This is a genomic window from Pseudomonas sp. QD4 (assembly GCF_049199125.1).
GTDB lineage: Bacteria > Pseudomonadota > Gammaproteobacteria > Pseudomonadales > Pseudomonadaceae > Aquipseudomonas.
Genome location: NZ_JBLZOM010000003.1, coordinates 455,003 through 480,444, shown reverse-complemented (window position 1 = coordinate 480,444; position 25,442 = coordinate 455,003). Strand labels below are relative to the sequence as shown.

The window sequence follows — 25,442 nt, the reverse complement described above, 5'->3', positions numbered from 1 at the left end:
ATTTGTATAAGACGACGCACCTGCCAGGCAAATTAGGAGTACCAGGTGACAGTACGCGATCCATGGCGGCGACAGTTTGGGGTCTACGCGATGACATCATTATGCTGGCTAGCGCCAGGAGAAATCCAAATAAACTTGTACAAATAAATACAAAACGGCCTTTTTGTACAAGTTTTTTGACGAGCGGCAGGGCTCAGGCCAGTTTGGCCACGGGGTAATCCTGGGTGGGTTCGGCGCTGGCGATTTTGTTGCGGCCGGTGTTTTTGGCTCGGTACAGCGCCTTGTCGGCCTCGTTGAGCCAGGTGGCGGCATCGTCGAACCGGGGATGGAACGCTGCCAGGCCAATGCTCAGGCTGACCCGCAATTGCGGCACTTCGCTGTGGCGGTAGTTGCTGAACACCTCACGCAGCCGTTCCATCACTTCAGCGGCCTGATGCAGTGAGCGGCTCGGCAGAATCACGCAGAACTCATCGCCGCCGTAGCGCCCGGCCAGATCGTTCTCTCTCAGATTGCGCCGCAGATCACTGCTCAACTGGCGCAGCACGGCGTCGCCGACGATGTGGCCATAACTGTCATTGATGCTCTTGAAGTGATCGACATCAATCAGGGCAATCGTTGCCTGAGCCTGCTGTTGTCGACATTTGTGGAACTTGATGTGCAGCAGGTCTTTCCAGGAGCCGTGATTGAGCAGGCCGGTAAGGCTGTCGATCCGGCTCAGGGCGCTCAAGGCGCGCTTGTGCTCGGACAACTTGATTGCCAATTGGTAGCACACCATGCCCACGGCCAGGGGGTAGAGGGTCAGCATCGGCAGGCACGCGTAGATTTGCGCAGTACTGGCGTGGTTGACGAACCCCGGGCCGAACAGCATCCAGGAAATCAGTACTCCACCCAGTTGGGCCAGCGCACCGCGGATCAGCAGGCGCTTGCCGCCCGCTGCGACATTGTTCATCGCCATCATCGCGAGAATGGTCACCGTCGGTAGAGGGTTGAACTGCATGGTGGCGGCCCAGAAGCCGCCCAGTACCGAGTCGTACAGCAGATTGCGGCGCTCGGCCTGGTAGGGAAAGCTTGAACGGGTCGACAGCTGGTAGGCGATGTGCGGCCAGACGAAGCCATTGAAGATCAGCAGCACCCAGACCCAGTTGGGCATCGGCAGTGGGTAGAGCGCGGCGTATACGCTAAGGCAGCCGATCCCCAGGCCGACAATTCTTGGCATATAGATTCTTTTGGCAAATGACAGCCCTTTGCCGCGTTGGTTTTCCATTTTTCCCTGCACCGAATTGCTCTGAATCACTCGAGTGTTTATCCGATCGAACCGTTTATCGGATAAGCGCGGTGAATATTGTCATTTATTCCACGCAGAATAATCAGTGTCCTTCGAAGCCATTTCATTGCGGAACCGCCCTATCTGGGCGGTGTTCAAGCAGCGGGGCGGCGAATCCGTGGGGCTATATGGGCAGAAGGTGCCGCTCGGGCTCAGAGCTGGTAGCACGCCAGAAACATATCCAATGCCGACTCGATGACCGCTACCTGCTCCGTGGGCGGCAGGGCAGGCTGGCCCTGGGAGACTTGAGGCCAGAAGGCAAAGGCCTTGAGCAACCCGTGGATCTGGTGGGCGGCGAACTCCGGGGCCAGGGGTTTGAGTCGGCCATCATCGAGCGCCGCACGGATCCACTTGGTCAGTCCTTCCTCACGCTCCCCAAGGCGCGCGACCATGTTTTGCGCACGCTCGGGGGAGTGGATGGTGGCGGCTATCGCCACGCGCGCCAGATCGAGGAAGTTGTCGTCGGCGAGCATGTGCATCTTGGCCTGCAGCAGCTCCTGAAGTTGCTCGCGCAGAGGCCGATCCTGGCGGTAGACGGTGTCTGATTCGGCGCAGATGCTGGTCCACAGCTTATGCAGGATTTCGGCAAACAACTCTTCCTTGCTCGGGAAGTGGTTGTACACCGTGCGCTTGGAAACACCGGCCGTCGCGGCGATCTTGTCCATGCTGGTGATTTCGAAACCGCTGGCGCGGAATTCGCTGATCGCCGCCTGGATGATGGCTTCGCGTTTTCGGTCGGTGAGGCGCGTTGGAGCTGTCATAAGTGAGGTTCAAGGCTGATGGGGGAAATTGCACCGGGCAGTTTACTTCTTCTGCGTGTTGTTGCAATCTAGAAACTACACTGTGCAGTGTAGTTGTTGTCTGGAGAAAGCGCAGAACAATGATTGTCGGCTGACGCGTGCGTGCATTGGCCATTTCATCCCGCAGAGCATCATCGGAACCACGCCGCGTTCCTTGGAGTCACTTGGTCATGGCCACTCTTTCTTCCCGCGCCAACGGCGCCACTCGCCTTGAAACCTCGCGCCAGGAACAAGGCGCCTATCGCAATCACGCTCCGGTACAGCGTGAAGGCTTGCGCAAGACGTTGCGGATTTTCTGGAACATGCTTTTTCATAAACCGCGTAATACCCGTCCGGCCGGAGCTATCCCGGTACAACCGTTGAGCCGCGAGCAGTTGCTGGCTGCGCCCAATCACAGTGTGTTTCGCCTGGGCCATTCGACCGTCCTGTTAAAACTGCGTGACAAGTTCTGGATCACCGATCCGGTATTTGCTGAGCGCGCATCGCCGGTGCAATGGGCCGGGCCGAAACGTTTTCATCAGCCGCCCATCAGCCTTGAAGAGTTGCCGGCGCTCGAGGCGGTGATTCTGTCCCATGACCATTACGATCATCTGGATCATCAGACCGTACTCAAGCTGGCGGATAAAACCCGCTGCTTCCTGACGCCACTGGGAGTGGGCGACACCCTGATCAAATGGGGAGTGCCCGCCGACAAGGTGCGCCAGCTGGATTGGTGGCAGGGCACCGAAGTGGCCGGCATCCGCTTTGTCGCTACGCCTTCGCAGCACTTTTCCGGACGCGGGCTGTTCGACGGCAACAGCACGCTGTGGGCTTCGTGGGTGATGCTCGACGGCGCCACACGGATCTTTTTCAGTGGCGATACCGGTTACTTCGATGGTTTCAAGCGCATCGGCCAGCAGTACGGCCCCTTTGACCTGACCCTGATGGAAACCGGCGCCTACAACGTCGACTGGCCCCATGTGCACATGCAACCGGAGCAGACGTTGCAAGCCCATATCGACCTCAAGGGTCGTTGGCTGCTGCCCATTCATAACGGAACGTTCGATTTGTCGATGCACGCCTGGTATGAGCCTTTCGACCGCATCCTGGAGTTGGCCTGGGAGCGCAGCATCGCCATCACCACGCCGCAAATGGGCCAGGCCTTCAACCTGGAGCAGCCCCAGCGCGGTACGCCCTGGTGGCTGGACGTGGAAAGTACCGCGGCCCCGGTGCCCCTCAACAGCCTGTAACGCCCGTCAATCAGCACTTGCCGCAGGGGCATGCGGCAAGTGCTGCCGCAGTTGCCCCAGGTCCGCTGAATGCGTGGCTGAATCACTCAATCATGGCGTAGTCAGACCGTTCCTTGGGGTTAGGGGTGGCGCCGCGGATATTCATGCCACGGCCGGGCGAGAAACCGGGGAAGAACACCAGGCCCTCGGCCTCGAGGCAAAACGCCAGGGCCAGGCGGGTTACGTCGCGCAATTCGAAGCCAGCTTCGAAGCGCTGGATGGCCTGTACCGAGACGCCGGATGCTTGAGCCAATTGCTCCATGTCCCAGCCCAGCAAGTCGCGGGCCTGGGTGCAGTGTTCCGGGGTGAATTGATAGAGCGCGATACGTTCCAGGGTGATTTTCATCGCGAGGGAAGCCATGGTTTTCTCCGGGAGGATGACAGGTGGTTCGCTAAAGTACTGTTTATTTGTACAGTTGTTTGGCGACCGAATCAAACTCATTTTCAGCCTGGAGCCCGGCGGTTCGTGACAAGGCTTTTCCCGGGGCTCTAAAGCGGGTGGTTCAGATAGGTCGAGGGGGCTTGCCCCAGTACGCGGCGGAACATGGTCGAGAATGCCGCCGGGCTGTCGTAGCCGAAATCCATCGCGATCCGCGTCACCGGCTCCCCGGCGGCCAGGCGTGCCAGGGCCAGGACCACGCAGGCGCGCTGTCGCCATTGGACGAAGTTCATGTCGGTCTGTTGCCGAAACAGGCGATTGAAGGTCCGCAGGCTGATGTGCAATTGCTCGGCCCAGCGTTCCGGCGACTGATGGGCATTGGGGCGCTGCAGGAACGAGCGGCACAACTCCAGCAGGCGAGCGTCGGCCGGCAGGGGGATATGCAGCGGCAGGCGGGTGGTGCGCGCCAGCTCATGCAGCAGCAGGCTGACCAGCACCCCATCACGGCCGTCCTGCTGGTACTCCAGCGGCATCTCGACCGCCTCCAGCAGCAGTTGGCGCATCAAGGGCGAGACACTGATCACCTGGCACTCGCTGCCCAGCAACGGTGCGCGTGCCGGTTCGATGTACAGGCTGCGGGTGCTCACCCCGAGCATCAGCACCTCATGTTCGACCTGCGGCGCGATCCACACCGCGCGCTGCGGCGGCACCACCCAGTTGCCGTGGCGGGTGCTGACCTGCATGACCCCGGTGGCGCCATACAGCAATTGGGCACGGCGATGACTGTGGCGCGCCAGCAGATAGCCGTCGGGGTAGTCGGTGCCGATCGCCACCACCGGGCGCGGCGTGTGGTCCAGTTGGTTGATCGAAATATTGCGCATCCAGGCACCGTCCGGCAGTTGGCGTAAACGCGAATAGTATTGGCTGGCTTACGCAAGCAAGCCAAGGGTCTGCGCTCTATCGTTCGCGTTCTTTCTGCTGATGGACGGTGTTCGATGCTCTATTTACTCCTCGCACTCTTTGGCTGCCTGAGCGGTGTCACCGCGGTGCTGTTCGGGTTTGGCGGCGGTTTTGTGGTGGTGCCCTTGCTCTATCGCCTGCTGCTGGCCAGTCATGGCAGCGACAGCGCGATCAGCCAGTCGGCGATGCAGGTGGCGGTGGCCACATCGACCTGCGTAATGATCGTCAACGCGCTGCTCGCCACCTTCAAACACCGGCGCGCCGGCAACCTGCTCCGCGAGTATGTGTGGCCCCTGGGTGGCTATATCGGGCTTGGCGCGGTGTTCGGTGCGCTGGCCGCGAGCTGGGTGGATGGCGAGGTGATTCGCTACGCCTTTATCGCCTACCTGGGTTTGACCATCGCCGACTGCGTGCTGCGTCGCGGCTTTCTACAACCCTCAGCCAACGCCACGCCGCGCCTCCTGGGGCCGGCGCGGACGGCCGGCAGCGGCCTGGGGATCGGTGTCATTGCAACCTTTCTCGGCGTGGGCGGCAGCGTCATGACCGTGCCCCTGTTGCGCCGTTGCGGGCTGAGCATGACCCAGGCCACCTCCATGGCCAACCCGCTGAGTGTGCCGGTGGCCCTAGCCGGCACCCTGACTTACCTGGTGCTGGCCGGGTTCAGCGATTTCGACCTGGGCCCCTGGTTTATCGGCTATGTCGACCTGCTGGCCTTCACGGTGCTGACCCTTGGCTCGTTGCTGGGTATTCGCCTGGCGTCGCCGTGGATCGGGCGGATTGCCGATCGCCTGCATGCGCGGGTGTATATCGGCCTCTTGCTGCTGGTGCTGTTGAGCATGTGCTGGCATTGAATTCGCCTTCCCGACGCTTGAATCTTTAACGCGCCAGCAGTCGATTCTGCCGGCCAACCTCGCCATACTTCAGCGCCGTTATCAGGCAGGCAGGTCTCGTTCCTGTCACCCCCTGTTCAAGGAAGGCTGAATGTACAAAGGACGCTTCGGTTGGCGCGCACTCTGGGTCGCCATGGCGCTGCTGGCATTGTTGGTGGTGATTGGGTTGTGGCCATCTCGGCAGGCGCGGCCGGTGGACGGGTTGTATACCGGGACCCTGGACAGCACCCCGATTGTGCTGCAACTGGACCTGAGGAACCCGGCCAAGGTCAGTGGTCGTTACTTTGCAAAAAACGCCCCGCATGATCAGCGCTTTGCCGGCACGCTCGAAGCCGACCAGTTGCTGCTCGAGGAGCACGCCGAGGATCGCTACACGCCCTCTGCGCGGATGCGCCTAAAAAAAATCCCCGATGGTCGCTGGCAGGGCCAGTGGATGAGCGCTGAAGGACGGCAGACCCTGCTGACCCTCGATCCCGCTCGGGTTGACCCGCCACAGGCCGAGGCACAGCCGGTGTTCACCGAGACCTACCAGGCATCGCCCTACGATTTTCTGCGTTTGCAATGGCTGCAGCTAACGGCCGGTGAGCCGGTGGAGTACATGGGTTACAGCCTGCAATGGTGGACCGAGCCGACCTCGAAAATAAAAATGTTCGAAGTGCTTTCAGGCTATACGCCCGAGGAGCGCGAGCGGATCAACCAGCACCTGCGCCAGCGCCTGTGGTCCGAAGTGGCGGCGCATTTCACCTGCCTGGCCAAGGTCGGCGCTGATGACAGTTATCACCAGGCCAGTACTTCGGTCACGTTGCTGACCCCGGAGATCGTCAGCGCCAGCTTTTACATAGCCCGGCGTTGTGGCGACGAAACCCCCGACGAGGGCGAGCAGCCGGTCAACCTCGACGCCCACAGCGCTCAGCCGCTGTTTCTGGAAGACGTGTTGTGGGTGGGCCAGGGCCCGGCGATGAATGTGGGTGACCGGCGGAGCCAAGCTGACGGGCACTTGCCTGAAGCCCAGGCCAAGGCTTTCGACGATTACCGTAGCCAGGTGTTTGCGCCCTGGCTGGTGGCACAGTTGCAGAGCCTGTATCCGCAACCCATGCTGGCCCCGGAAGAGGCCGATCGAGTCTGTGATTTCAATAACCCCAGCCACTGGCGGAACCCGGCCTGGTACTTCACGCCCCAGGGCCTGTATCTGTCGCCGGTCTACCCGGAAAAACTGCAATGGTGTGGTGGCGTGGTCTGGTCGGTGCTGCCGTACCCGGTGTTGCAGCAGTATCCGGGCAAGGCCGGGCTGAAGCTGCCGGAGCCAAGCCTGTATGCCCGGCCCTGATCCCATCGCACCGTGGCCTGCGGCCTCTTTATTCAAGGATCATCCAATGCTCAAGGGACTGTTGCGCCAGCTGTCACTGGCCGCCGTGTTGTGTTTTGGGCTGTGCAGTTCGCTGTGGGCGGACGAAGGCCCCCGGGTCTACCGCGGCACCCTGGGCAAGATGCCGATTGTCCTGATGCTTGATAGCTCCAATGACAACGAGGTGAATGGCCGTTACTTCTACCAGAAGTACCACCTGGACCTGGTGCTCAATGGCCACCGCGACGGGCAACTCATCAGCCTGGTCGAAGGCGATGACCGGGGCGGGGATGGCAAGGCGTTGCCACACCTGCGCTTGCGCGAGACTGCCAGCGGCTTGCGGGGGCAGTGGCAAAGCCCCGAGGGCAAGCAACTCGAGGTCGAGTTGAGCCTGGCCCAACTGCCGCCTCTGCCCAGTGATGCGCTGCCGTACCTGGCCACGCTCTACACCGGCGCGCCTTATGAATACCTGCGGCTGCTGGGCCTGACCCTGCAACCGGGCAAGAAACAGGTGTTCATGGGCTACACCCTGCAGTGGTGGCGCGAACCGCAGTCCAACGTCAGCCTGTTCGAAGTGGTCGAAGGTTACCCAACTGAGCAGCGCACACGGATCAATCAGCAACTGATGACGCGCCTGTGGCGCGACGTGGAGCAATACCACGAGTGCCGGCTCAATGGCGGCGAGGCAGCGGTTTACGAGCAGCAAGCTCGCCCCAAACTGCTGAGCCCGGCTTTGCTCAGTGTCAGTATTTCCAGGAGCTGGGATTGCGGCGGGCCGCACCCGGACGAAACCGAGGCCGGCTTCAATCTGCAGGTGGACACCGCCCGGGAACTGACCCTGGAGGACCTGTTGTGGCTCGGTGAGGGCCGGGCATTTCGCTACGTGCGAGATGAGAATGGCTGGGGCGAGGAGGAGTCCGATGTCGACTCCAGCGGTTTTGCCGAGTATCGCCGGCAGCGTCTTGCCCCCTGGCTGATCAGCCAGCTCCAGGCCCTTCACCCCCAGGGCCTGACCCCTCCAGCAAGCGATCAGGAGGGTTGCGACTACAGCAATGTGGAGCGCTGGGTGTACGTCAATTGGTACCTGGGAATAGAGGGATTGCATGTGCTTCCGGCTTTTTCCCACAGCGAGGGCGGGTGCCGGGCTCCGGTGTGGAGCGTATTGCCCTACAGCCTTGTCAGGCAGCATCCCGGTCGCCTGGCGTTGCCATTACCCTGAATCGCTTATTTCATCTGCCGGGCGCCTGCTCGTTTTTCAAGGACCGTTCAATGTTCAAAGGACTGCTGCTGCGGACCTGTCGCTTCGCGCTCTACTCGATGTTGCTGACGGCCCCGGTCTGGGCCAGCGAGGGCAAGCAGGTATTCACCGGCACCCTCGGCCAGGCACCGATTGTTGTCGAGCTGTTCGAGGACATGGCGGGGGATGTTCAGGGGCGCTACTTCTACCGCAAGTACCACAAGGACCTGCGCCTTGAAGGCAAGCGCGAGGGCGATGCCATGGTGCTGGAGGAAAGTCGCTGGGGCAGCAGTGGCGCCCACCCCGGTTTGCGCCTGGAACCTTCGGCCAAGGGCTGGCAAGGCGAATGGAAAGGCGCCGATGGCAAGAGCCTCAAGATCGAATTGAGCCCGGCGCGGATCCCGCCACTGCCGGCCGAACCGATTCCGTACCTGGCCTTGATGCACGACATGGCGCCCTATGATTACCTGCGTTTGCTGGAGCTCAAGCTCAAGCCCGGTAAAAAGCAGAACTTCATGGGCTACAGCCTGCAATGGTGGAGCGAGCCCGAATCCGGCGCGACCCTGTTTGAAGTGGTTGCCGGTTACCCGCAGCCGGCGCTCAAGGCCATCAACCTGCAGCTGTCGAGCAGCTTGTGGCAGGCGGTGGTGGCCTATCACGGCTGTCTGCTGGCCGGCGGTGACGAGGGTTCTTTCGAGCAGACGGCCAAGCCGATGCTGCTGACGTCCTCGGTGATCAGCGTCAGTGTCAGCCATGAGTTCATGTGTGGCGGCGCCAGCCCCAATCAGGATCAGTTTCCGATCAACCTGGATGCCAGCACGGGCCGACCCCTGACCCTGGAGGACGTGATGTGGATCGCCGAGGGCGAGCCGATTCACTACGAGGAATTCATGCCAGGGCGCGACCATTACCCGGCCGAAATCACTGACGCCTACTACGACTATCGCAACACCCTCTTCGGTCGCTGGCTGGTGGGTTACTTCCAGGAGCTGTACCCGCGACAGATGAAAGACGCCGGCGAGCAGGGCGGTTGCGACTACGACAATGAGCAGCGCTGGAAATTTGCCAACTGGTACTTCACCGCCAAGGGCCTGTATTTCAACCCTGATTTCGTCCAGGCGGCCTCGGCCTGCCGTTGGCCGAGCTGGAGTTACCTGCCGTACTCCATCGTCAAAAAGACCCCGGGCGGGGTCCCGTTGCACCTGCCTGACTAAGAGCCTGTGGCTGACTGCGCCTTGAGCCCCGGGGCTTCACGAATGATGAAGTGCTCAAGGCTTTCGATATTGGCGCTGAACACCTCGAACGTCTGATCGGGGCTCTTTTTGCTCGGCACCTGCTTCAGCTCCGGCGTCACCCCGTAAAAGAAGCAATACAACTCCCGCTTGCTGTCGATGGCGTGCTTGATCTCCTCGAGGAAAGCGTTGCGCTTGCGGTAGTTGTCGATCAGTTTCTTGCTCAGGTAGACATTGACCGAATAGGGCTTTTTCTTGGCGTCGGGGTCTTTCTTGAGCCAGACCTTTTGCTCGAAATCGATGCGAAAGCTCAGGTTGTAGTCCTTGATCTCCTTGATCCTGCCCCAGTAGATCAAGCCCCTGTTGTCTTGCAGGTACTCGATCTTCTTGAAAAACGTGGCATAGGACGCGCTGTGCTCGCCGATCTTCAGCGGCATGCGCTTGAGCAGCTCCTTGTCGTCGATATTCGACACAAAGCATTCCACTGGATGGGCGAAGACGCTGGTTTTATCCGGCGCAGTGTCTCGAGCGGTGTAGGGCGTATCGCTGCGGGAGGCGGGCGCGGGAATGTCCTGAGGGGCGTGGACTGCGTCGGTCCTGGCGGCAGGCTTGCGCTGGTATTCGCGGCGGGCCAGCAACAGCTCGGACGGGAAGTGCTCTTCACGCGCGTCCTCGTTCTCGCTGCTGTCCAGTTCGCCAGCCAGCGTCCTGCTGCCATAAGGGCAGCCCTCTATATGCAGGGTGCCCGGCAGGTTCTTGAAGTGCGGGGTGCGGATGTAATTGATGTTCTTTGCGTTGAAGGTACCCAAGCCGTTGCCGGCCTCGAACGCGCTGCGGCAGGCATCGTTGGGGCACTGGAACTGTTCTTTCGCCGAGTCGAAGGCCAGAGTCTCGTCGAAATTCAGATCGCGCACGTCATAGATCGACAACTTGTCGTCGAGGCTGATGCAGTAGGCGAGGTCGAATTTCATGGGGCCGGATCCTTGAGCGAAGAGGGCCTTTTATAGCGGTAGCACCGGTTGGCTGCACGCATTCTTTGCATGCCGTGCCCGATCAACCGGATCGGCTGCCTTGCTGGCGAACAAGCAGGGCGAGTAGGCTCTGTCCACCCCGGATCATCACGCATCCGCCGTTGTACCCACCTTTACAAGGACGTTGCTTATGACGCGCTGCCCACGCTGGTTGCTCTATGTGATGCTCGGCTTTACTTCCCTGACCGCGCATGCGGCTCAAGCCGACGATGCACTGCCTTTCACCGTCGAGGCTGCCGAGGGCTATGAGCAGGAGATGGCGCTGATCAAAAAGGCCGACGAAGGCGATGTCGCCGCAGCCTTTAACCTGGGTTACACCTATTACACCCAACAGAATTATCCCGGTGCCATACGCTGGTACGGCAGGGCTGCGGAGCTGGGCAACGACCGCGCGGCCTTCGAGATCGCGATCATTTACCGCGACGGCCTGCTCGGCGAGCCCGACCAGAAGAAAATGATCAAGTACCTGACGCTTGCCACCAAACACGGCCTGGACCTGGCGCTCATGGAACTCGCCGCCAGCCATTTGCAGGGAACCGGCGTCAAGCAGGACGTGAAAACCGCCATGTACTTCTACGAACAGGCAGCCCAAAAAGGCAATGCCGAAGCCCAGTTCGCCTTAAGCAAGCTGTATTGGAGCGCTGACCGAGGCGTCGAGGACGCCTTCGCCTCGGCCGATGGGCAACTCGATGAATGGGACGCGCGTTACAGCAGCGACGATCGCAAAGCCGGGTATTGGCTGTGCCAGTCCGCCCAACAAAACTATGCCCCCGCGCAGTACGCGCTGAGCTACGCCTACGGCTTTGGGCAAGGGGATATCCCCCTGGATCAAAAACAGCGAAAACTCTGGCTGCACAAAGCCGCTGCCAATGGCTCGGAACAGGCACAGCAGGAGATCGCCAACTCCAGCGTCGCCTGGTACACCGCCGCCGAGCGCTGGGCCAAGGAATTGTTCGAGACCACGCCTGAGCCGACGTGCCCGAATGATGCAGGGGTGTTGAAGGGCTGAGGTGCTTAAGGCTTCGGGCAGTAATCGCCCAGCGACCGACCCGACCGCCCATAAAAAAGCCCTGACCAGGTCAGGGCTTTTTGGTGTTCACCGATTCAAATGATGATCGGAAAACTCAGGCGAGCTTCTGGAATCAATCCCAGCTCAACGCCCCACCGGTCTGATACTCGATAACCCGAGTCTCGAAGAAGTTTTTCTCTTTCTTCAAGTCCATGATTTCGCTCATCCATGGGAACGGGTTGGTGGTGCCTGGGTATTCTTCTTTGAGGCCGATCTGCGACAGGCGACGGTTGGCGATGAACTTGAGGTAGTCCTCCATCATCGCTGCGTTCATGCCCAGTACGCCGCGCGGCATGGTGTCGCGAGCGTATTCGATTTCCAGCTGGGTGCCTTGCAGGATCATTTGCGAGGCTTCTTCCTTCATCTCGGCGTCCCACAGGTGCGGGTTTTCGATTTTGATCTGGTTGATCACGTCGATGCCGAAGTTCAGGTGCATGGATTCGTCGCGCAGGATGTACTGGAACTGCTCGGCGACGCCGGTCATTTTGTTGCGACGGCCCATGGACAGGATCTGGGTGAAGCCGCAGTAGAAGAAGATGCCTTCCAGAACGCAGTAGTAGGCGATCAGGTTGCGCAGCAGCTCTTTGTCGGTGTCGACGGTGCCGGTTTCGAACTTCGGATCGGAGATCGAACGGGTGTACTTGAGGCCCCAGGCGGCTTTTTTAGCGACCGATGGGATCTCGTGGTACATGTTGAAGATTTCGCCTTCGTCCATGGCCAGCGATTCGATGCAGTACTGGTAGGCGTGGGTGTGGATCGCCTCTTCGAACGCCTGGCGCAGGATGTACTGGCGGCATTCCGGGTTGGTGATCAGGCGGTACACCGCCAGGACCAGGTTGTTGGCAACCAGGGAGTCGGCGGTGGAGAAGAAGCCCAGGTTGCGCATCACGATGCGGCGTTCGTCGTCGGTCAGGCCTTCCGGGTCTTTCCAGAGGGCGATGTCGGCGGTCATGTTGACTTCTTGCGGCATCCAGTGGTTTGCGCAGCCATCCAGGTACTTCTGCCAGGCCCAGTCATATTTGAATGGCACCAGCTGGTTGAGGTCGGCGCGGCAGTTGATCATGCGCTTTTCGTCGACGGCCACACGGGCAGAAGCCCCTTCGAGCTCGGCCAGGCCTTCGGCGACGTCGAGCTTGTCGAGGGCGGCCTTGGCGCGAATGATCGCGGCGGAGTCGTTGGCGGTTACTGCGCGAGCTTCGAGAGCAGCGGCACCGCCGGCGCTGTCGAGGCGGTCCATGTTGGCTTCAGAAGCGTGGCCGGCGTTGGCGCCTTTAGCGGCAACTTCGCCTTCTTCTTTGTCGAATTCGTCCCAGCTCAGCATGACGTGTCGTCTCCTGCATGAGGGCCAGATGCCCGTGTGAAAACAAAAGGGTTGGCTTTTCACACGGCCTCACTTGGCCGCATTTGATCTATAGAAAGTCGTTTGTTGCAGCAGCTGAACGCAGGCAATAACGGAATATGTGTACGGAGGTCTGGAACGGCCGTCGGGTGGAACTGAGGTTGTCGGCTCGTGCGCGGGTCCAGCCGGTGACTGCAATCCGGTAAGGGAATGTTGCGGCCCCGTTTTGAGGACGCATTATAGGGATTTTTTCAGGCCTGTGGGGCGACCAAGTAGCGCAGGTTGGCTCACAAAGGGAGGGCACTGAGGGCGAAGCGAGGGTTTACAGGGCTTTGGCCGTGGAAGGGGGGCTGAAGATTTTTTTTTGACGGTGAAAATAGAGGCCGAAAAAGGCCGGAAAATTGGGTTTTTTACTAGATGTAGTGGTTTGAGGTGGTTTTGGTCGGCTTCAAACACTACTAAGCCCGACCGGAGTCGGGCTGTGAAGTCGCCTGCCGGGATCAGCCAAGGTTGGCCGAACCGGTGCGATCGTAGCCGTCAGCGGCGAAGGTGGCGGAGCCAGTACGGTCGTAGCCATCTTCGGCAACAGTGGCCGAGCCGGTGCGGTCATAGCCGTCTTCGGCAAAGGTGGCCGAACCAGTGCGGTCATAACCGTCCTCAACAAAGGTGGCGGAACCTGTGCGGTCATAACCATCGGCGGCAATGGCCGAGCCGGTACGGTCATAGCCATCAGCGGCAAATGTGTTGGCGGCCAGTACAGAGAGGGTCAGGGCGAGGATCAGTTTGGTTTTCATGTCGGTAGCTCCGGGTGTTGTTCGTTTTGTGCGGTGGGTGTGAAGCTCATACTAATCGGATTAAATTGATTAAAAAGCGCAAAAAATGCCGTTTAATAATCGATTATATCGATCTATTTGTGATGGCTTCTCCACGCATGGCCGGCAAGGGCTGCAAGGCGTTAAACGAAATTTCAGGGAATCGGTCGAGTGCGAGTGCCGTGTTCGCGTCTCGATTAGGCGATGCTCTGCAACAGTTCCGTGAGCCGGTGTGTGGCGGGCATCTTTGCCGCAAGAGTGATTTCTTGCGGCCGGCAGTTATAAAGTCTTTTGAAACTAACTTGGCTCTCAGCCGTTAGAGCAGCCGCTGCCCATGACGCGATATTGCAGAATATGTCTTTGGCCGTTGGAGTCTTCGTACTCCATTCGCGCCGGTACAACTTCACACACACTGGGAACTTCGCTCATGGAGATAACTTTGGCGATGTCCAGGTCGGATGAGTAAGAGTATTCCTCTACCGGTGTTTGCTGGCTGGCAACATCAGTCGGGATCTCGTCAGCCATCGCAGTGACGCAAAGACTGCTGAGGGCCAGAACTAATAAAGCTTTCATTTCAAATTTACCTTTCTAAGGTCGTGTGGGGTCACGCAACCTTTTTGGGGTTGCGTGTGGAACTTGAGTAAGTGTTTTGGATTAACTGCCTTCGTGGGGGCTGCAACTTGGTTAATCACTTTGCCTTGTTGGCGAGACCGATTTTAGGCGCCTGGGCGGCCGGCATATAGCCGTGCTTTTGATAAACACTATTGACGGATTTTGTAACAATCCCCCCATTTTCGGGCCGCTGGCCCACATCCGGGTCTTTTCAATATCACCCGGAATCGGCTACAGCCTGCGTGCTAGAGCGGCTGATGAGGTAAATAGGACGTTTTGTAGGGGCTTGTTACTACCATCGTCGAATGGTTCTATAGGCCCGCCCCGGCTAAAACAGGGGCATACAACAACAACTATGTCACCGAGGTAAGAAAGATGAGTGCGGCTTCTCTGTATCCCGTTCGTCCCGAGGTTGCGGCCAATACGCTGACTGACGAGGCGACCTACAAGGCCATGTACCAGCAGTCGGTCGTCAACCCCGACGGCTTCTGGCGCGAGCAGGCCAAGCGCCTCGACTGGATCAAGCCTTTCACCACGGTGAAGCAGACCTCCTTCGACGATCACCATGTCGACATCAAGTGGTTTGCCGACGGCACCCTCAACGTTTCCTACAACTGCCTGGACCGGCACCTGGCTGAGCGCGGCGATCAGATCGCGATCATCTGGGAGGGCGATGACCCTGCCGAAAGCCGCAACATCACCTATCGCGAGCTGCACGAAGAAGTCTGCAAATTCGCCAACGCCCTGCGTGGCCAGGACGTACACCGCGGCGACGTGGTGACTATCTATATGCCGATGATCCCCGAAGCCGTGGTCGCGATGTTGGCCTGTACCCGCATCGGCGCCATCCACTCGGTGGTATTCGGCGGCTTCTCGCCTGAAGCCCTGGCCGGTCGCATCATCGACTGCCGCTCGAAAGTGGTGATCACCGCCGACGAAGGCATTCGCGCCGGCAAGAAGATCCCGCTCAAGGCCAATGTCGACGACGCCCTGACCAACCCGGAAACCAGCAGCATCCAGAAGGTCATCGTGTGCAAGCGCACCGGTGGCAGCATCAAGTGGAACCAGCATCGCGACATCTGGTACGAAGACCTGATGAAGGTTGCCGGCACCGTCTGCGCACCCAAGGAAATGGGGGCTGAAGAAGCCCTGTTCATCCTTTATACCTCCGGCTCCACCGGCAAGCCCAAGGGCGTGCAGCACACTACCGGCGGCTACCTGTTGTATGCGGCCCTGACTCACGAGCGCGTATTCGACTACCGCCCGGGGGAAATCTACTGGTGCACCGCCGACGTCGGCTGGGTCACCGGCCACACTTATATTGTCTACGGCCCGCTGGCCAATGGCGCGACCACCCTGTTGTTCGAAGGTGTGCCGAACTACCCGGACATCACTCGGGTGGCGAAGATCGTCGACAAGCACAAGGTCAACATCCTCTACACCGCGCCGACTGCGATCCGCGCCATGATGGCCTCCGGCACCGCCGCCTGTGAGGGGGCCGATGGCAGCAGCCTGCGTCTGCTGGGTTCGGTGGGCGAGCCGATCAACCCGGAAGCCTGGGACTGGTACTACAAGAACGTCGGTCAATCCCGTTGCCCGATCGTCGATACCTGGTGGCAGACCGAAACCGGCGCGACCCTGATGAGCCCGTTGCCGGGCGCCCATGCGCTGAAGCCGGGTTCTGCCGCGCGGCCGTTCTTTGGCGTGGTGCCGGCCCTGGTCGACAACCTGGGCAACATCATCGAGGGCGCTGCCGAAGGCAACCTGGTGATTCTCGATTCGTGGCCAGGCCAGGCGCGCACGCTCTATGGCGACCACGACCGGTTCGTCGATACCTACTTCAAGACCTTCCGTGGCATGTACTTCACCGGTGACGGTGCACGTCGTGACGAGGATGGTTACTGGTGGATCACCGGGCGTGTGGACGACGTACTCAACGTTTCCGGGCACCGCATGGGCACCGCCGAGATCGAGAGCGCCATGGTCGCCCACCCTAAAGTCGCGGAAGCCGCGGTGGTCGGGGTGCCGCACGACATCAAGGGTCAGGGCATTTATGTCTACGTCACCCTCAATGGTGGCGAAGAGCCGAGCGAAGCGCTGCGCCTTGAGCTGAAGAACTGGGTGCGCAAGGAGATCGGTCCGATTGCCTCGCCGGACGTGATTCAGTGGGCGCCAGGCCTGCCGAAGACCCGCTCCGGGAAGATCATGCGGCGTATCCTGCGCAAAATCGCAACTGCCGAGTACGACGGCCTGGGGGATATCTCGACCCTGGCTGACCCGGGAGTGGTGCAGCACCTGATCGAAACCCACAAGACGATGAACGTCGCGTAACACGCGCTGCCTGTCATCGAGCCCCGCCCGGCCTTGCGCCTGGCGGGGCTTTTTTTGCTTGGCTCGGTGCTTGTAAAGACCTCGATGAGCCCTGGGGGGGGCTGAGGTGCCGGGTCCGGCCAGCGCAACCTGGCAGCAGCGGCTACGGGGCGGTTGCGGGCATTGGGGCAGCGGCTACAGAGATGATAAATATCGGTTTTGTCCATCGGACGTATCTGAATGTTACCGGGATCGCCCAAGGTGTAACCCCGCGCCCAATAGCGGGGCAATGGGAAACGCCAGGCCCCATTTTCGGGCTGGTTTTATCCAGGTAAAAAATAAGTCATTACGCTGAGCTTGCCGGAATAGAAGGCTTTGCCAATAATAGGCCCGCAATTTGCAGCATGTATCGGTTCCATTTCTTTTGCTCTTGCATAAACCTGAAGAGCTGTCAATGCGCCTGGCCGGCTTTCTCGATGCTTGTGTAATTTGTTGTCGCATTGAAGAAATATCGGCTTCCGGCCTGTCGTTAGAATGCCGATCACTCGCTCGTCGTCGCCTGTGCTGGATTTTCGCCGGGCTGCCCAGGACGCTGCGCCGCTAATCAGGTTCCACCCATTCGCATATTGGGCTGTCGCTCACTCTGCCGTTTTCGCCCTTTACCGATGGAGTCCTAAGATGAAGAAACTCGTGCTTCTTGGCGCCCTGGCACTGTCCGTGCTCTCCCTGCCGACATTCGCTGATGAAAAGCCCCTGAAAATTGGTATTGAAGCGGCTTACCCTCCGTTTGCCTCCAAGGCGCCGGACGGCAGCATCGTCGGTTTCGACTACGACATCGGCAACGCCCTCTGTGAAGAGATGAAGGTCAAGTGTGTATGGGTCGAGCAAGAGTTCGACGGCCTGATCCCGGCCCTCAAGGTTCGCAAGATCGACGCCATCCTGTCGTCGATGTCGATCACCGATGATCGCAAGAAGTCCGTGGACTTCACCGGCAAGTACTACAACACCCCGGCACGTCTGGTCATGAAGGCTGGCACTCAGATCAGCGATGGCCTGACCGAGCTCAAAGGCAAGAACATTGGCGTGCAACGTGGTTCGATCCACGAGCGCTTTGCCCGTGAAGTGCTGGCGCCATTGGGTGCCGAGATCAAGCCTTACGGTTCGCAGAACGAAATCTACCTGGATGTGGCCGCCGGTCGTCTCGATGGCACCGTGGCCGACGCCACCCTGTTGAACGACGGTTTCCTGAAAACCGATTCCGGCAAGGGCTTCGCCTTCGTGGGTCCGGCCTTCACCGACGTCAAATACTTCGGCGACGGCGTAGGGATTGCAGTGCGCAAGGGTGATGCGCTCAAAGACAAGATCACCACTGCCATCGCCGCCATTCGTGCGAGCGGCAAGTACAAGCAAATCCAGGACAAGTACTTCGACTTCGATATTTACGGCCAGTAATACGTCGAAGCAGTCAGTCCGAGATGGCGCAAGCAGCAGAATCTCTGAAGTTTGCGCCATTTTTTCATCCCAATTTTCGAGGACCTGAATCATGTTGAAAGGCTACGGGGCTGTCATCCTCGATGGCGCTTGGCTGACGCTTCAGCTCGCCTTGTCGTCCATGGCCCTGGCCATTGTTCTGGGTCTGATCGGGGTCGCGCTGCGCCTGTCACCGGTGCGCTGGCTGGCCTGGCTGGGCGATCTGTATTCGACGGTGATCCGTGGGATTCCCGACCTGGTGCTGATCCTGCTGATTTTCTACGGCGGCCAGGACCTGCTCAACCGCGTCGCACCGCTGCTGGGTTTTGACGACTACATCGACCTCAACCCGCTGGCAGCCGGTATTGGCACCCTGGGTTTCATCTTCGGTGCCTATCTGTCGGAAACCTTCCGCGGCGCCTTTATGGCCATCCCCAAGGGGCAGGCCGAAGCCGGCATGGCCTACGGCATGAGCAGTTTTCAGGTGTTCTTCCGGGTACTGGTGCCGCAGATGATTCGCCTGGCGATTCCCGGCTTCACCAATAACTGGCTGGTCCTGACCAAGGCCACCGCGCTGATTTCGGTGGTGGGCCTGCAAGACATGATGTTCAAGGCCAAGCAGGCGGCAGACGCCACCCGCGAGCCTTTCACCTTCTTCCTTGCAGTGGCGGCGATGTACCTGGTGATCACCAGCGTCTCGTTGCTGGCACTGCGTTACCTTGAGAAGCGCTACTCGGTAGGCGTAAGGGCGGCTGATCTATGATCTTCGACTACAACGTCATTTGGGAGGCGATGCCGCTGTACATGGGCGGCCTGCTGACCACCTTGAAACTCCTGGCCCTGTCGCTGTTTTTCGGCCTGCTGGCGGCCTTGCCCCTGGGGCTGATGCGGGTCTCCAAGCAGCCGGTCATCAACATGACCGCCTGGCTCTACACCTACGTGATCCGCGGCACGCCGATGCTGGTGCAGCTGTTTCTGATCTACTACGGCCTGGCGCAGTTCGAGGCGGTGCGTGAGAGTTTTCTCTGGCCGTGGCTGTCGAGTGCGACCTTCTGTGCCTGCCTGGCCTTTGCCGTGAACACCAGCGCCTACACCGCTGAAATCATCGCCGGCAGCCTGCGGGCCACGCCCAATGGCGAGATTGAAGCCGCCAAGGCCATGGGTATGTCGCGCTACAAGATGTATCGCCGCATCCTGCTGCCGTCGGCCCTGCGCCGGGCGCTGCCGCAGTACAGCAACGAAGTGATCATGATGCTGCAGACCACCAGTCTGGCCTCCATCGTGACCCTGATCGACATCACCGGCGCCGCCCGGACCGTCAACGCCCAGTACTACCTGCCGTTCGAAGCCTACATCACCGCTGGCGTGTTCTACCTGTGCCTGACCTTTATCCTGGTGCGCCTGTTCAAGTTGGCCGAGCGCCGCTGGCTGGGCTACCTGGCGCCGCGGAAGCACTGATATGGAACGTATCGATCATTCATTGCCCTGGAGCCATTTGGGCTGCGAGCGCCAGGTCTCGGTGTTTCGCTTTGGCCATGGCGAGCGCAAGGCCTACATCCAGGCCAGCCTGCACGCCGATGAGTTGCCCGGCATGCGCACCGCCTGGGAGCTGAAAAAACGCCTGACCGAGCTGGAAGCCCAGGGCGCGCTCAATGGCGTGATCGAGCTGGTGCCGGTGGCCAATCCGATCGGCCTCGGGCAGTTGCTGCAAGGCAATCACCAGGGGCGTTTCGAGGCCGGCAGCGGCAAGAACTTCAACCGTGATTTCGTTGAGCTGAGTGCGCCGGTTGCGGCGTTGCTGGAAGGGTGCCTGGGGGATGATCCCCACGCCAATATCCGCCTGATTCGCCAGGCCATGAGCGACGCCCTGGCGGCCTTGCCGGCCCCGACCAGTCAACTGCAAGGCTTGCAACGGGTGTTGCTGAGCCATGCCTGCGGTGCCGACGTGGTCCTCGACCTGCATTGCGATGCCGAGGCAGCGCTGCACATGTACGCTTTGCCGCAGCACTGGCCGCATTGGCGTTCCCTGGCTGCGCACTTGAATGTACGGGTCGGCCTGCTGGCCGAGGAGTCGGGCGGCAACTCGTTTGACGAGGCCTGTTCGCTGCCCTGGCTGCAACTTTCCCGGTTGTTTCCCGAGGCGCAGATTCCATTGGCGTGCCTGGCGACCACCGTCGAGCTGGGTGGACAGGCCGACACCGGCCGCCCGCAAGCCGAGGCTCATGCCGAAGGGATCCTGGCGTTTCTGGCCGAGCAGGGTTTGATCGCTGGCGAGTGGCCCAAGGCCGCCCAGGAAGCCTGCGAAGCCATGCCCTTTGAAGGCACCGAGCTATTGTTTGCGCCCCACGCGGGCGTGGTGAGCTTTCTGCGTCCGGTTGGCAGCTGGGTGGAGAAGGGCGAGCCTATCTTTGAAGTGATTGACCCCTTATCCGATCGGGTCAGCATCCTGTGTGCTGGCACCAGCGGCGTGTTGTTTGCCGTGGAACGGCTACGTTATGCCCAATCCGGTTTCTGGCTGGCCAAGGTGGCGGGGCGCGAAGCGCTGCGGCACGGGCGCTTGCTCAACGACTGACTGACAGCTTTTTGTGAGAACCGACAGCATGTACAAACTTGAAGTCCAAGACCTGCATAAACGCTATGGCAGTCACGAAGTGCTCAAGGGCGTGTCCCTGAAAGCCGCCGCCGGCGATGTCATCAGCATCATCGGCTCCAGTGGCTCCGGCAAAAGTACCTTTTTGCGCTGTATCAACCTGCTTGAGCAGCCCCATGCGGGCAAGATCCTGCTGAACAACGAAGAGCTCAAGCTGGTGGCGAACAAGGACGGCGCGCTCAAGGCCGCCGACCCGAAACAACTGCAGCGCATGCGCTCGCGGCTGTCGATGGTGTTTCAGCATTTCAATCTGTGGTCGCACATGACCGCGTTGGAAAACATCATGGAAGCGCCGGTCCATGTACTCGGCATGTCCAAGGCCGAGGCGCGGGAAAAGGCCGAGCTGTACCTGGCCAAGGTCGGCGTGGCGCACCGCAAGGACGCCTACCCGGGCCATATGTCCGGTGGTGAGCAGCAGCGGGTGGCGATTGCCCGGGCCCTGGCCATGGAGCCGGAAGTCATGCTGTTTGACGAACCGACCTCGGCGCTCGATCCGGAATTGGTGGGCGACGTGCTGAAAGTCATGCAGGCCCTGGCCCAGGAAGGTCGGACCATGGTCGTGGTCACCCACGAAATGGGCTTTGCTCGCGAAGTGTCGAACCAGTTGGTGTTCCTGCACCAAGGGGTGGTGGAAGAGAGCGGCAACCCGCGTGAAGTGCTGGTCAATCCGCAGTCCGAGCGGTTGCAGCAGTTCCTGTCGGGCAGCTTGAAGTAACAGCTGATTTAGCGCTGCCGTTGTGCACCTTTTTAGGGCATGCTGCGCCTCGCGCAGACTGGTCTATGTTGGTGCTGCCGCCCTCGGTTTTTTAACACTGTTTTCGTTTCGGATCGCACGCCATGACTGCCCATCGAATTGGTTTCCTGATTTGGCCCAGCACTAAAGCCTTGACGCTGGCGCTGGCTGAGGAGGCCTTGCGTGTTGCTCAGCGCGTGCATCCGGATGTTGTCTACGAACTCTCGTTCCTGCAGGCCGAGGCTCCGGCTGAAGGCGCCTGGCAACTGCCGGGTGAGCCTTGGGCGGGCAAGCTTGAAGGCTGCCAAAAGCTGTTTTTGCTGGCCGATGAGCCGCCGGCCTCCATAGCGCCGGCCCTGAGCAGCGCGCTCAAGCAGCTGGTGCGAGCCGGTTGTGTGATCGGTGGCTTGTCGGCCGGGGTCTACCCGCTGGCGCAGTTGGGTTTGCTCGATGGTTATCGGGCGGCGGTGCACTGGCGTTGGCAGGATGATTTCGCCGAGCGTTTTCCCAAGGTGATTGCCACCAGTCATCTGTTTGACTGGGATCGTGATCGCCTGACCGCCTGTGGTGGTATGTCGGTGCTGGATCTGCTGCTGGCGGTGCTGGCCCGTGATCACGGCGCCGAGCTGGCGGGTGCGGTATCGGAAGAGTTGGTGGTGGAGCGGATTCGCGAAGGCGGCGAGCGCCAGCGTATTCCGTTGCAAAACCGCCTGGGCTCCAGCCATCCGAAGCTGACCCAGGCCGTGCTGCTAATGGAAGCCAACATCGAAGAGCCGCTGACCACCGATGAAATTGCCCAGCACGTTTGCGTGTCGCGTCGGCAGTTGGAGCGGATCTTCAAGCAGTACCTCAATCGTGTGCCCAGCCAGTATTACCTGGAGCTGCGCCTGAACAAGGCGCGCCAGATGTTGATGCAGACCAGCAAGTCGATCATTCAGATCGGCCTGTCCTGCGGCTTCTCCTCGGGGCCGCATTTCTCCAGCGCCTACCGCAACTTCTTCGGCGCCACCCCTCGCGAAGATCGCAATCAGCGGCGCAGCAGCAGCCCGTTCGAGTTGTCATCGGTGCCGTCCGAGCGCGGTTGATCCGATCCGGCGGGTTTGGTTGCCCTGGCGTTCAACGCATTTCAGCAAAGATTGCCCGGCGTCTGCTTCAGCCAGCGCAGCCTACGGCAGCGGCTACAACTCAAACATGTGCCGCTGCCGCCAGGCTGCGTTGGCTCTGAACCCCGGCGCATTTTTCCACGGATTACACGACGCCTGCCCTGCCCAGCGCCCAAGTGTGGCTCAAGCCTATGGCAGCGACGACAGATCATTGGCCGACGCAATTGCGGGCAGAGCTGCCGCTAAGGGCTGTCGGCAGTTTAAACTGCGCCTTTGCGACGCTATTTGTCGCATTGCCGTAAACCCGTCTAAATCCGGGTTTGGCGCTATAAGAAGTTGTCGCTTGGCGGCAAGGCCGGGCTGAAAACTGTCCTTACAATCCCCCCATCGCTCGCCAGTTTCAGGCAGGCGTTCCTCTTCAGGAGACTCCGATGTCCGTTGAGCAAGCTCCGGTGCAACGCGCCGATTTCGACCAGGTCATGGTTCCCAACTATGCGCCTGCGGCTTTCATTCCAGTGCGTGGCGCCGGGTCCCGAGTCTGGGATCAGTCAGGTCGAGAGCTGATCGACTTCGCCGGCGGCATCGCGGTCAACGTCCTGGGTCATGCCCATCCGGCGCTGGTCGGTGCGCTGACCGAACAGGCCAACAAGCTGTGGCACGTGTCCAACGTCTTCACCAACGAGCCGGCCCTGCGCCTGGCGCACAAGTTGATCGACGCCACGTTCGCCGAGCGCGTGTTCTTCTGCAACTCCGGCGCCGAAGCCAACGAGGCCGCTTTCAAGCTGGCCCGTCGCGTAGCCTTCGATCGTTTCGGCACTGAGAAGTACGAAATCATCGCCGCGCTCAACAGCTTCCACGGCCGTACCCTGTTCACCGTCAACGTCGGTGGCCAGTCGAAGTACTCCGACGGTTTCGGTCCTAAAATCACCGGCATCACCCACGTTCCTTATAACGACCTGGCAGCGTTGAAAGCCGCCGTTTCGGACAAGACCTGCGCCGTGGTGCTGGAGCCGATCCAGGGCGAGGGTGGCGTACTGCCGGCCGAGCTGGCTTACCTGCAAGGTGCCCGCGAGCTGTGCAACGAGCACAACGCGCTGCTGGTGTTCGATGAAGTGCAAACCGGCATGGGCCGCAGCGGCAAGCTGTTCGCCTACCAGCACTACGGTGTGACGCCGGACATCCTGACCAGCGCCAAGAGCCTGGGCGGTGGTTTCCCGATCGCCGCCATGCTGACCACTGAAGCGCTGGCCAAGCACCTGGTGGTCGGTACTCACGGCACCACCTACGGCGGCAACCCGCTGGCGTGTGCTGTCGCGGAAGCGGTGATCGACGTGATCAACACTCCTGAAGTGCTGAGTGGTGTCAACGCCAAGCATGACAAGTTCAAGACCCGCCTGGAGCAGATCGGCGAGAAATACGGCCTGTTCACTCAGGTGCGCGGCCTGGGTCTGCTGCTCGGTTGCGTGCTGAGCGATGCCTGGAAGGGCAAAGCCAAAGACATCTTCAACGCCGCTGAAAAAGAAGGCCTGATGATTCTGCAAGCCGGCCCGGATGTGGTGCGCTTCGCCCCGAGCCTGGTGGTTGAAGACGCCGATATCGACGCCGGCCTTGACCGCTTCGAACGCGCCGTCGCCACGTTGACCCAAGCCTGATTCAGGCCGCAGTACTCCTCGGCGTTTATCCTCGCGGATAGGCGTCGAGCCACATTTCTGTGCCGGGCTATCCCGGCATTTTTTTCCTGAGTCGGCCTGTTTGCCGACCTGTTTCGAGTAAGGAGTGACACCATGCTGGTGATGCGCCCCGCGCAAATGGCTGATCTGGGCGAGGTACAGCGTCTGGCTGCGGACAGTCCGATTGGTGTCACTTCCTTGCCGGATGATGTCGAACGCCTGAGCGACAAGATTGCTGCCTCCGAAGCCTCGTTCGCTGCCGAAGTCAGCTTCAACGGTGAAGAGAGCTACTTCTTTGTCCTTGAAGACACCGACAGCGGCAAGCTGGTGGGCTGCTCGGCCATCGTCGCTTCGGCCGGCTACTCCGAGCCGTTCTACAGCTTTCGCAATGAAACCTTCGTTCACGCCTCTCGCGAGCTGAAGATTCATAACAAGATTCACGTCCTGTCCCAGTGCCATGACCTGACCGGCAACAGCCTGTTGACCAGCTTCTACGTGGTGCCGGAATTGGTGGGTTCGTCGTGGTCGGAGCTCAACTCCCGCGGCCGCCTGCTCTTTGTGGCCAGCCACCCGGAGCGCTTTGCCGATTCAGTGGTGACCGAGATCGTCGGCTACAGCGACGAGCATGGCGACTCGCCATTTTGGGACGCCATCGGACGTAACTTCTTCGACCTCAACTACGCTGCCGCCGAGCGCCTGTGCGGGCTGAAAAGCCGCACCTTCCTCGCCGAACTGATGCCGCACTACCCGATCTACGTGCCGCTGCTGCCGGACGCCGCCCAAGAGGCGATGGGCCAGGTGCACCCGCGGGCGCAGATCACGTTCGACATCCTGATGCGCGAAGGCTTCGAGACCGATCATTACATCGACATCTTCGACGGCGGCCCGACCCTGCACGCACGGGTTTCGGGCATTCGCTCGATCGCCCAGAGCCGCGTGGTGCCGGTGAAAATCGGCGAGGTGAGCAAGGGCGGCGGACGCCAGTATCTGGTGGCCAACGCCCAGTTGCAGGATTACCGCGCGGTGTTGCTGGAGCTCGACTATGCCCCAGGCAAACCGGTGACCCTGGACTTGCAAGCGGCCGAAGCACTGGGTGTCGGCGAAGGTGCCAGCGTGCGCCTGGTAGCGGTTTGACGCCTGCTTTTGCCCAGAGAAAATTGCCCAGAAGGCAGCGAGTTTCACGGGTGGCGTTAGCGGCCCGTTTGAGG

At 60.4% G+C, this 25,442-nt stretch carries 23 protein-coding genes; 15 read left to right on the top strand and 8 right to left on the bottom strand.

Annotation, left to right across the window (positions count from 1 at the left end):
- Positions 1-193 precede the first annotated feature (193 nt).
- Together ACOZJV_RS22560 and ACOZJV_RS22555 are read right to left on the bottom strand one after the other, a co-directional pair.
- Positions 194-1,264, bottom strand: a complete 1,071-nt coding sequence (locus ACOZJV_RS22560) for a diguanylate cyclase (protein WP_421548549.1) — start codon at positions 1,262-1,264, stop codon at positions 194-196.
- A 212-nt stretch (positions 1,265-1,476) separates the two neighbouring features.
- Entirely contained in the window at positions 1,477-2,085 is a 609-nt protein-coding gene (locus tag ACOZJV_RS22555; RefSeq protein ID WP_078470870.1) for a TetR/AcrR family transcriptional regulator, read from the bottom strand.
- Positions 2,086-2,294: 209 nt separating this feature from the next.
- Here ACOZJV_RS22555 and ACOZJV_RS22550 point away from each other — a divergent pair, with 209 nt between their 5' ends.
- Positions 2,295-3,353, top strand: coding sequence for an MBL fold metallo-hydrolase (locus ACOZJV_RS22550; protein ID WP_421548548.1), 1,059 nt, complete (start codon positions 2,295-2,297; stop codon positions 3,351-3,353).
- Between the two features lie 82 nt (positions 3,354-3,435).
- Here ACOZJV_RS22550 and ACOZJV_RS22545 read toward each other — a convergent pair whose 3' ends face one another.
- Together ACOZJV_RS22545 and ACOZJV_RS22540 are read right to left on the bottom strand one after the other, a co-directional pair.
- Positions 3,436-3,753 (bottom strand): helix-turn-helix domain-containing protein, encoded by a 318-nt coding sequence (locus ACOZJV_RS22545; protein ID WP_020295700.1) that lies wholly within the window; start codon positions 3,751-3,753, stop codon positions 3,436-3,438.
- 128 nt (positions 3,754-3,881) lie between these two features.
- On the bottom strand, positions 3,882-4,652 hold the full coding sequence (locus tag ACOZJV_RS22540; protein WP_421548547.1) for an AraC family transcriptional regulator: 771 nt from the start codon (positions 4,650-4,652) through the stop codon (positions 3,882-3,884).
- Positions 4,653-4,766: 114 nt separating this feature from the next.
- Between ACOZJV_RS22540 and ACOZJV_RS22535 the strand changes: the two genes are divergently transcribed.
- From ACOZJV_RS22535 to ACOZJV_RS22520, 4 genes are all read left to right on the top strand, one after another.
- Positions 4,767-5,582 (top strand): sulfite exporter TauE/SafE family protein, encoded by an 816-nt coding sequence (locus ACOZJV_RS22535; RefSeq protein WP_421548546.1) that lies wholly within the window; start codon positions 4,767-4,769, stop codon positions 5,580-5,582.
- Between the two features lie 130 nt (positions 5,583-5,712).
- A complete protein-coding gene (locus ACOZJV_RS22530) occupies positions 5,713-6,948 on the top strand; it encodes a hypothetical protein (RefSeq protein ID WP_421548545.1) in 1,236 nt (411 codons plus the stop codon).
- 46 nt (positions 6,949-6,994) lie between these two features.
- The gene (locus tag ACOZJV_RS22525) at positions 6,995-8,185 is read left to right on the top strand and encodes a hypothetical protein (protein ID WP_421548544.1); all 1,191 of its coding nucleotides are present in this window, start codon (positions 6,995-6,997) and stop codon (positions 8,183-8,185) included.
- 50 nt (positions 8,186-8,235) lie between these two features.
- Complete coding sequence (locus ACOZJV_RS22520; RefSeq protein WP_421548543.1) at positions 8,236-9,417, top strand: hypothetical protein; 1,182 nt, start codon at positions 8,236-8,238, stop codon at positions 9,415-9,417.
- Here the strand turns inward: ACOZJV_RS22520 and ACOZJV_RS22515 are convergent.
- Complete coding sequence (locus ACOZJV_RS22515) at positions 9,414-10,406, bottom strand: hypothetical protein (RefSeq protein ID WP_421548542.1); 993 nt, start codon at positions 10,404-10,406, stop codon at positions 9,414-9,416. The genes ACOZJV_RS22520 and ACOZJV_RS22515 overlap by 4 nt on opposite strands.
- A gap of 223 nt (positions 10,407-10,629) precedes the next feature.
- Here ACOZJV_RS22515 and ACOZJV_RS22510 point away from each other — a divergent pair, with 223 nt between their 5' ends.
- A complete protein-coding gene (locus ACOZJV_RS22510) occupies positions 10,630-11,475 on the top strand; it encodes a tetratricopeptide repeat protein (RefSeq protein ID WP_238596150.1) in 846 nt (281 codons plus the stop codon).
- Between the two features lie 133 nt (positions 11,476-11,608).
- Here the strand turns inward: ACOZJV_RS22510 and ACOZJV_RS22505 are convergent, their stop codons facing one another.
- From ACOZJV_RS22505 to ACOZJV_RS22495, 3 genes are all read right to left on the bottom strand, one after another.
- Positions 11,609-12,856, bottom strand: a complete 1,248-nt coding sequence (locus ACOZJV_RS22505) for a ribonucleotide-diphosphate reductase subunit beta (RefSeq protein ID WP_020295692.1) — start codon at positions 12,854-12,856, stop codon at positions 11,609-11,611.
- Positions 12,857-13,374: 518 nt separating this feature from the next.
- Positions 13,375-13,668, bottom strand: coding sequence for a hypothetical protein (locus ACOZJV_RS22500; RefSeq protein ID WP_421548541.1), 294 nt, complete (start codon positions 13,666-13,668; stop codon positions 13,375-13,377).
- A gap of 327 nt (positions 13,669-13,995) precedes the next feature.
- A complete protein-coding gene (locus tag ACOZJV_RS22495) occupies positions 13,996-14,259 on the bottom strand; it encodes a DUF2790 domain-containing protein (protein ID WP_020295690.1) in 264 nt (87 codons plus the stop codon).
- 414 nt (positions 14,260-14,673) lie between these two features.
- On the opposite strand from ACOZJV_RS22495, the gene acs reads away from it, so the two are divergent.
- The 9 genes from acs to aruF all read left to right on the top strand — a co-directional run bounded on the left by acs (position 14,674) and on the right by aruF (position 25,368).
- Complete coding sequence (gene acs / locus ACOZJV_RS22490) at positions 14,674-16,629, top strand: acetate--CoA ligase (RefSeq protein WP_020295689.1); 1,956 nt, start codon at positions 14,674-14,676, stop codon at positions 16,627-16,629.
- Positions 16,630-17,286: 657 nt separating this feature from the next.
- Positions 17,287-18,060 (top strand): ABC transporter substrate-binding protein, encoded by a 774-nt coding sequence (locus tag ACOZJV_RS22485; protein ID WP_078470860.1) that lies wholly within the window; start codon positions 17,287-17,289, stop codon positions 18,058-18,060.
- A 91-nt stretch (positions 18,061-18,151) separates the two neighbouring features.
- Positions 18,152-18,841: an ABC transporter permease gene (locus ACOZJV_RS22480; protein WP_020295687.1), complete on the top strand. Its 690-nt coding sequence runs from the start codon at positions 18,152-18,154 to the stop codon at positions 18,839-18,841.
- Positions 18,838-19,536 carry an ABC transporter permease gene (locus tag ACOZJV_RS22475; RefSeq protein WP_421548540.1) on the top strand — a complete coding sequence of 233 codons (699 nt, stop codon included), beginning with the start codon at positions 18,838-18,840 and terminating at the stop codon, positions 19,534-19,536. Before ACOZJV_RS22480 ends, ACOZJV_RS22475 begins: the two co-directional genes overlap by 4 nt.
- Before the next feature lies 1 nt (position 19,537).
- Complete coding sequence (locus ACOZJV_RS22470; RefSeq protein WP_421548539.1) at positions 19,538-20,650, top strand: succinylglutamate desuccinylase/aspartoacylase family protein; 1,113 nt, start codon at positions 19,538-19,540, stop codon at positions 20,648-20,650.
- Positions 20,651-20,678: 28 nt separating this feature from the next.
- Positions 20,679-21,443, top strand: a complete 765-nt coding sequence (locus tag ACOZJV_RS22465; protein WP_020295684.1) for an ABC transporter ATP-binding protein — start codon at positions 20,679-20,681, stop codon at positions 21,441-21,443.
- A 122-nt stretch (positions 21,444-21,565) separates the two neighbouring features.
- A complete protein-coding gene (gene argR / locus ACOZJV_RS22460) occupies positions 21,566-22,546 on the top strand; it encodes a transcriptional regulator ArgR (RefSeq protein WP_078470857.1) in 981 nt (326 codons plus the stop codon).
- 449 nt (positions 22,547-22,995) lie between these two features.
- A complete protein-coding gene (locus tag ACOZJV_RS22455; RefSeq protein ID WP_078470856.1) occupies positions 22,996-24,216 on the top strand; it encodes an aspartate aminotransferase family protein in 1,221 nt (406 codons plus the stop codon).
- 132 nt (positions 24,217-24,348) lie between these two features.
- On the top strand, positions 24,349-25,368 hold the full coding sequence (aruF, locus tag ACOZJV_RS22450) for an arginine/ornithine succinyltransferase subunit alpha (protein WP_078470855.1): 1,020 nt from the start codon (positions 24,349-24,351) through the stop codon (positions 25,366-25,368).
- The last annotated feature ends 74 nt before the right edge of the window (positions 25,369-25,442 follow it).

Excerpts from the sequence above, each read along its gene's own strand:
- ACOZJV_RS22560 (WP_421548549.1), bottom strand. The coding sequence starts at position 1,264 with ATGGAAAACCAACGCGGCAAAGGGCTGTCATTTGCCAAAAGAATCTAT.
- ACOZJV_RS22555 (WP_078470870.1), bottom strand. The coding sequence starts at position 2,085 with ATGACAGCTCCAACGCGCCTCACCGACCGAAAACGCGAAGCCATCATC.
- ACOZJV_RS22550 (WP_421548548.1), top strand. The coding sequence starts at position 2,295 with ATGGCCACTCTTTCTTCCCGCGCCAACGGCGCCACTCGCCTTGAAACC.
- ACOZJV_RS22545 (WP_020295700.1), bottom strand. The coding sequence starts at position 3,753 with ATGGCTTCCCTCGCGATGAAAATCACCCTGGAACGTATCGCGCTCTAT.
- ACOZJV_RS22540 (WP_421548547.1), bottom strand. The coding sequence starts at position 4,652 with ATGCGCAATATTTCGATCAACCAACTGGACCACACGCCGCGCCCGGTG.
- ACOZJV_RS22535 (WP_421548546.1), top strand. The coding sequence starts at position 4,767 with ATGCTCTATTTACTCCTCGCACTCTTTGGCTGCCTGAGCGGTGTCACC.
- ACOZJV_RS22530 (WP_421548545.1), top strand. The coding sequence starts at position 5,713 with ATGTACAAAGGACGCTTCGGTTGGCGCGCACTCTGGGTCGCCATGGCG.
- ACOZJV_RS22525 (WP_421548544.1), top strand. The coding sequence starts at position 6,995 with ATGCTCAAGGGACTGTTGCGCCAGCTGTCACTGGCCGCCGTGTTGTGT.
- ACOZJV_RS22520 (WP_421548543.1), top strand. The coding sequence starts at position 8,236 with ATGTTCAAAGGACTGCTGCTGCGGACCTGTCGCTTCGCGCTCTACTCG.
- ACOZJV_RS22515 (WP_421548542.1), bottom strand. The coding sequence starts at position 10,406 with ATGAAATTCGACCTCGCCTACTGCATCAGCCTCGACGACAAGTTGTCG.
- ACOZJV_RS22510 (WP_238596150.1), top strand. The coding sequence starts at position 10,630 with ATGCTCGGCTTTACTTCCCTGACCGCGCATGCGGCTCAAGCCGACGAT.
- ACOZJV_RS22505 (WP_020295692.1), bottom strand. The coding sequence starts at position 12,856 with ATGCTGAGCTGGGACGAATTCGACAAAGAAGAAGGCGAAGTTGCCGCT.
- ACOZJV_RS22500 (WP_421548541.1), bottom strand. The coding sequence starts at position 13,668 with ATGAAAACCAAACTGATCCTCGCCCTGACCCTCTCTGTACTGGCCGCC.
- ACOZJV_RS22495 (WP_020295690.1), bottom strand. The coding sequence starts at position 14,259 with ATGAAAGCTTTATTAGTTCTGGCCCTCAGCAGTCTTTGCGTCACTGCG.
- acs (WP_020295689.1), top strand. The coding sequence starts at position 14,674 with ATGAGTGCGGCTTCTCTGTATCCCGTTCGTCCCGAGGTTGCGGCCAAT.
- ACOZJV_RS22485 (WP_078470860.1), top strand. The coding sequence starts at position 17,287 with ATGAAGAAACTCGTGCTTCTTGGCGCCCTGGCACTGTCCGTGCTCTCC.
- ACOZJV_RS22480 (WP_020295687.1), top strand. The coding sequence starts at position 18,152 with ATGTTGAAAGGCTACGGGGCTGTCATCCTCGATGGCGCTTGGCTGACG.
- ACOZJV_RS22475 (WP_421548540.1), top strand. The coding sequence starts at position 18,838 with ATGATCTTCGACTACAACGTCATTTGGGAGGCGATGCCGCTGTACATG.
- ACOZJV_RS22470 (WP_421548539.1), top strand. The coding sequence starts at position 19,538 with ATGGAACGTATCGATCATTCATTGCCCTGGAGCCATTTGGGCTGCGAG.
- ACOZJV_RS22465 (WP_020295684.1), top strand. The coding sequence starts at position 20,679 with ATGTACAAACTTGAAGTCCAAGACCTGCATAAACGCTATGGCAGTCAC.
- argR (WP_078470857.1), top strand. The coding sequence starts at position 21,566 with ATGACTGCCCATCGAATTGGTTTCCTGATTTGGCCCAGCACTAAAGCC.
- ACOZJV_RS22455 (WP_078470856.1), top strand. The coding sequence starts at position 22,996 with ATGTCCGTTGAGCAAGCTCCGGTGCAACGCGCCGATTTCGACCAGGTC.
- aruF (WP_078470855.1), top strand. The coding sequence starts at position 24,349 with ATGCTGGTGATGCGCCCCGCGCAAATGGCTGATCTGGGCGAGGTACAG.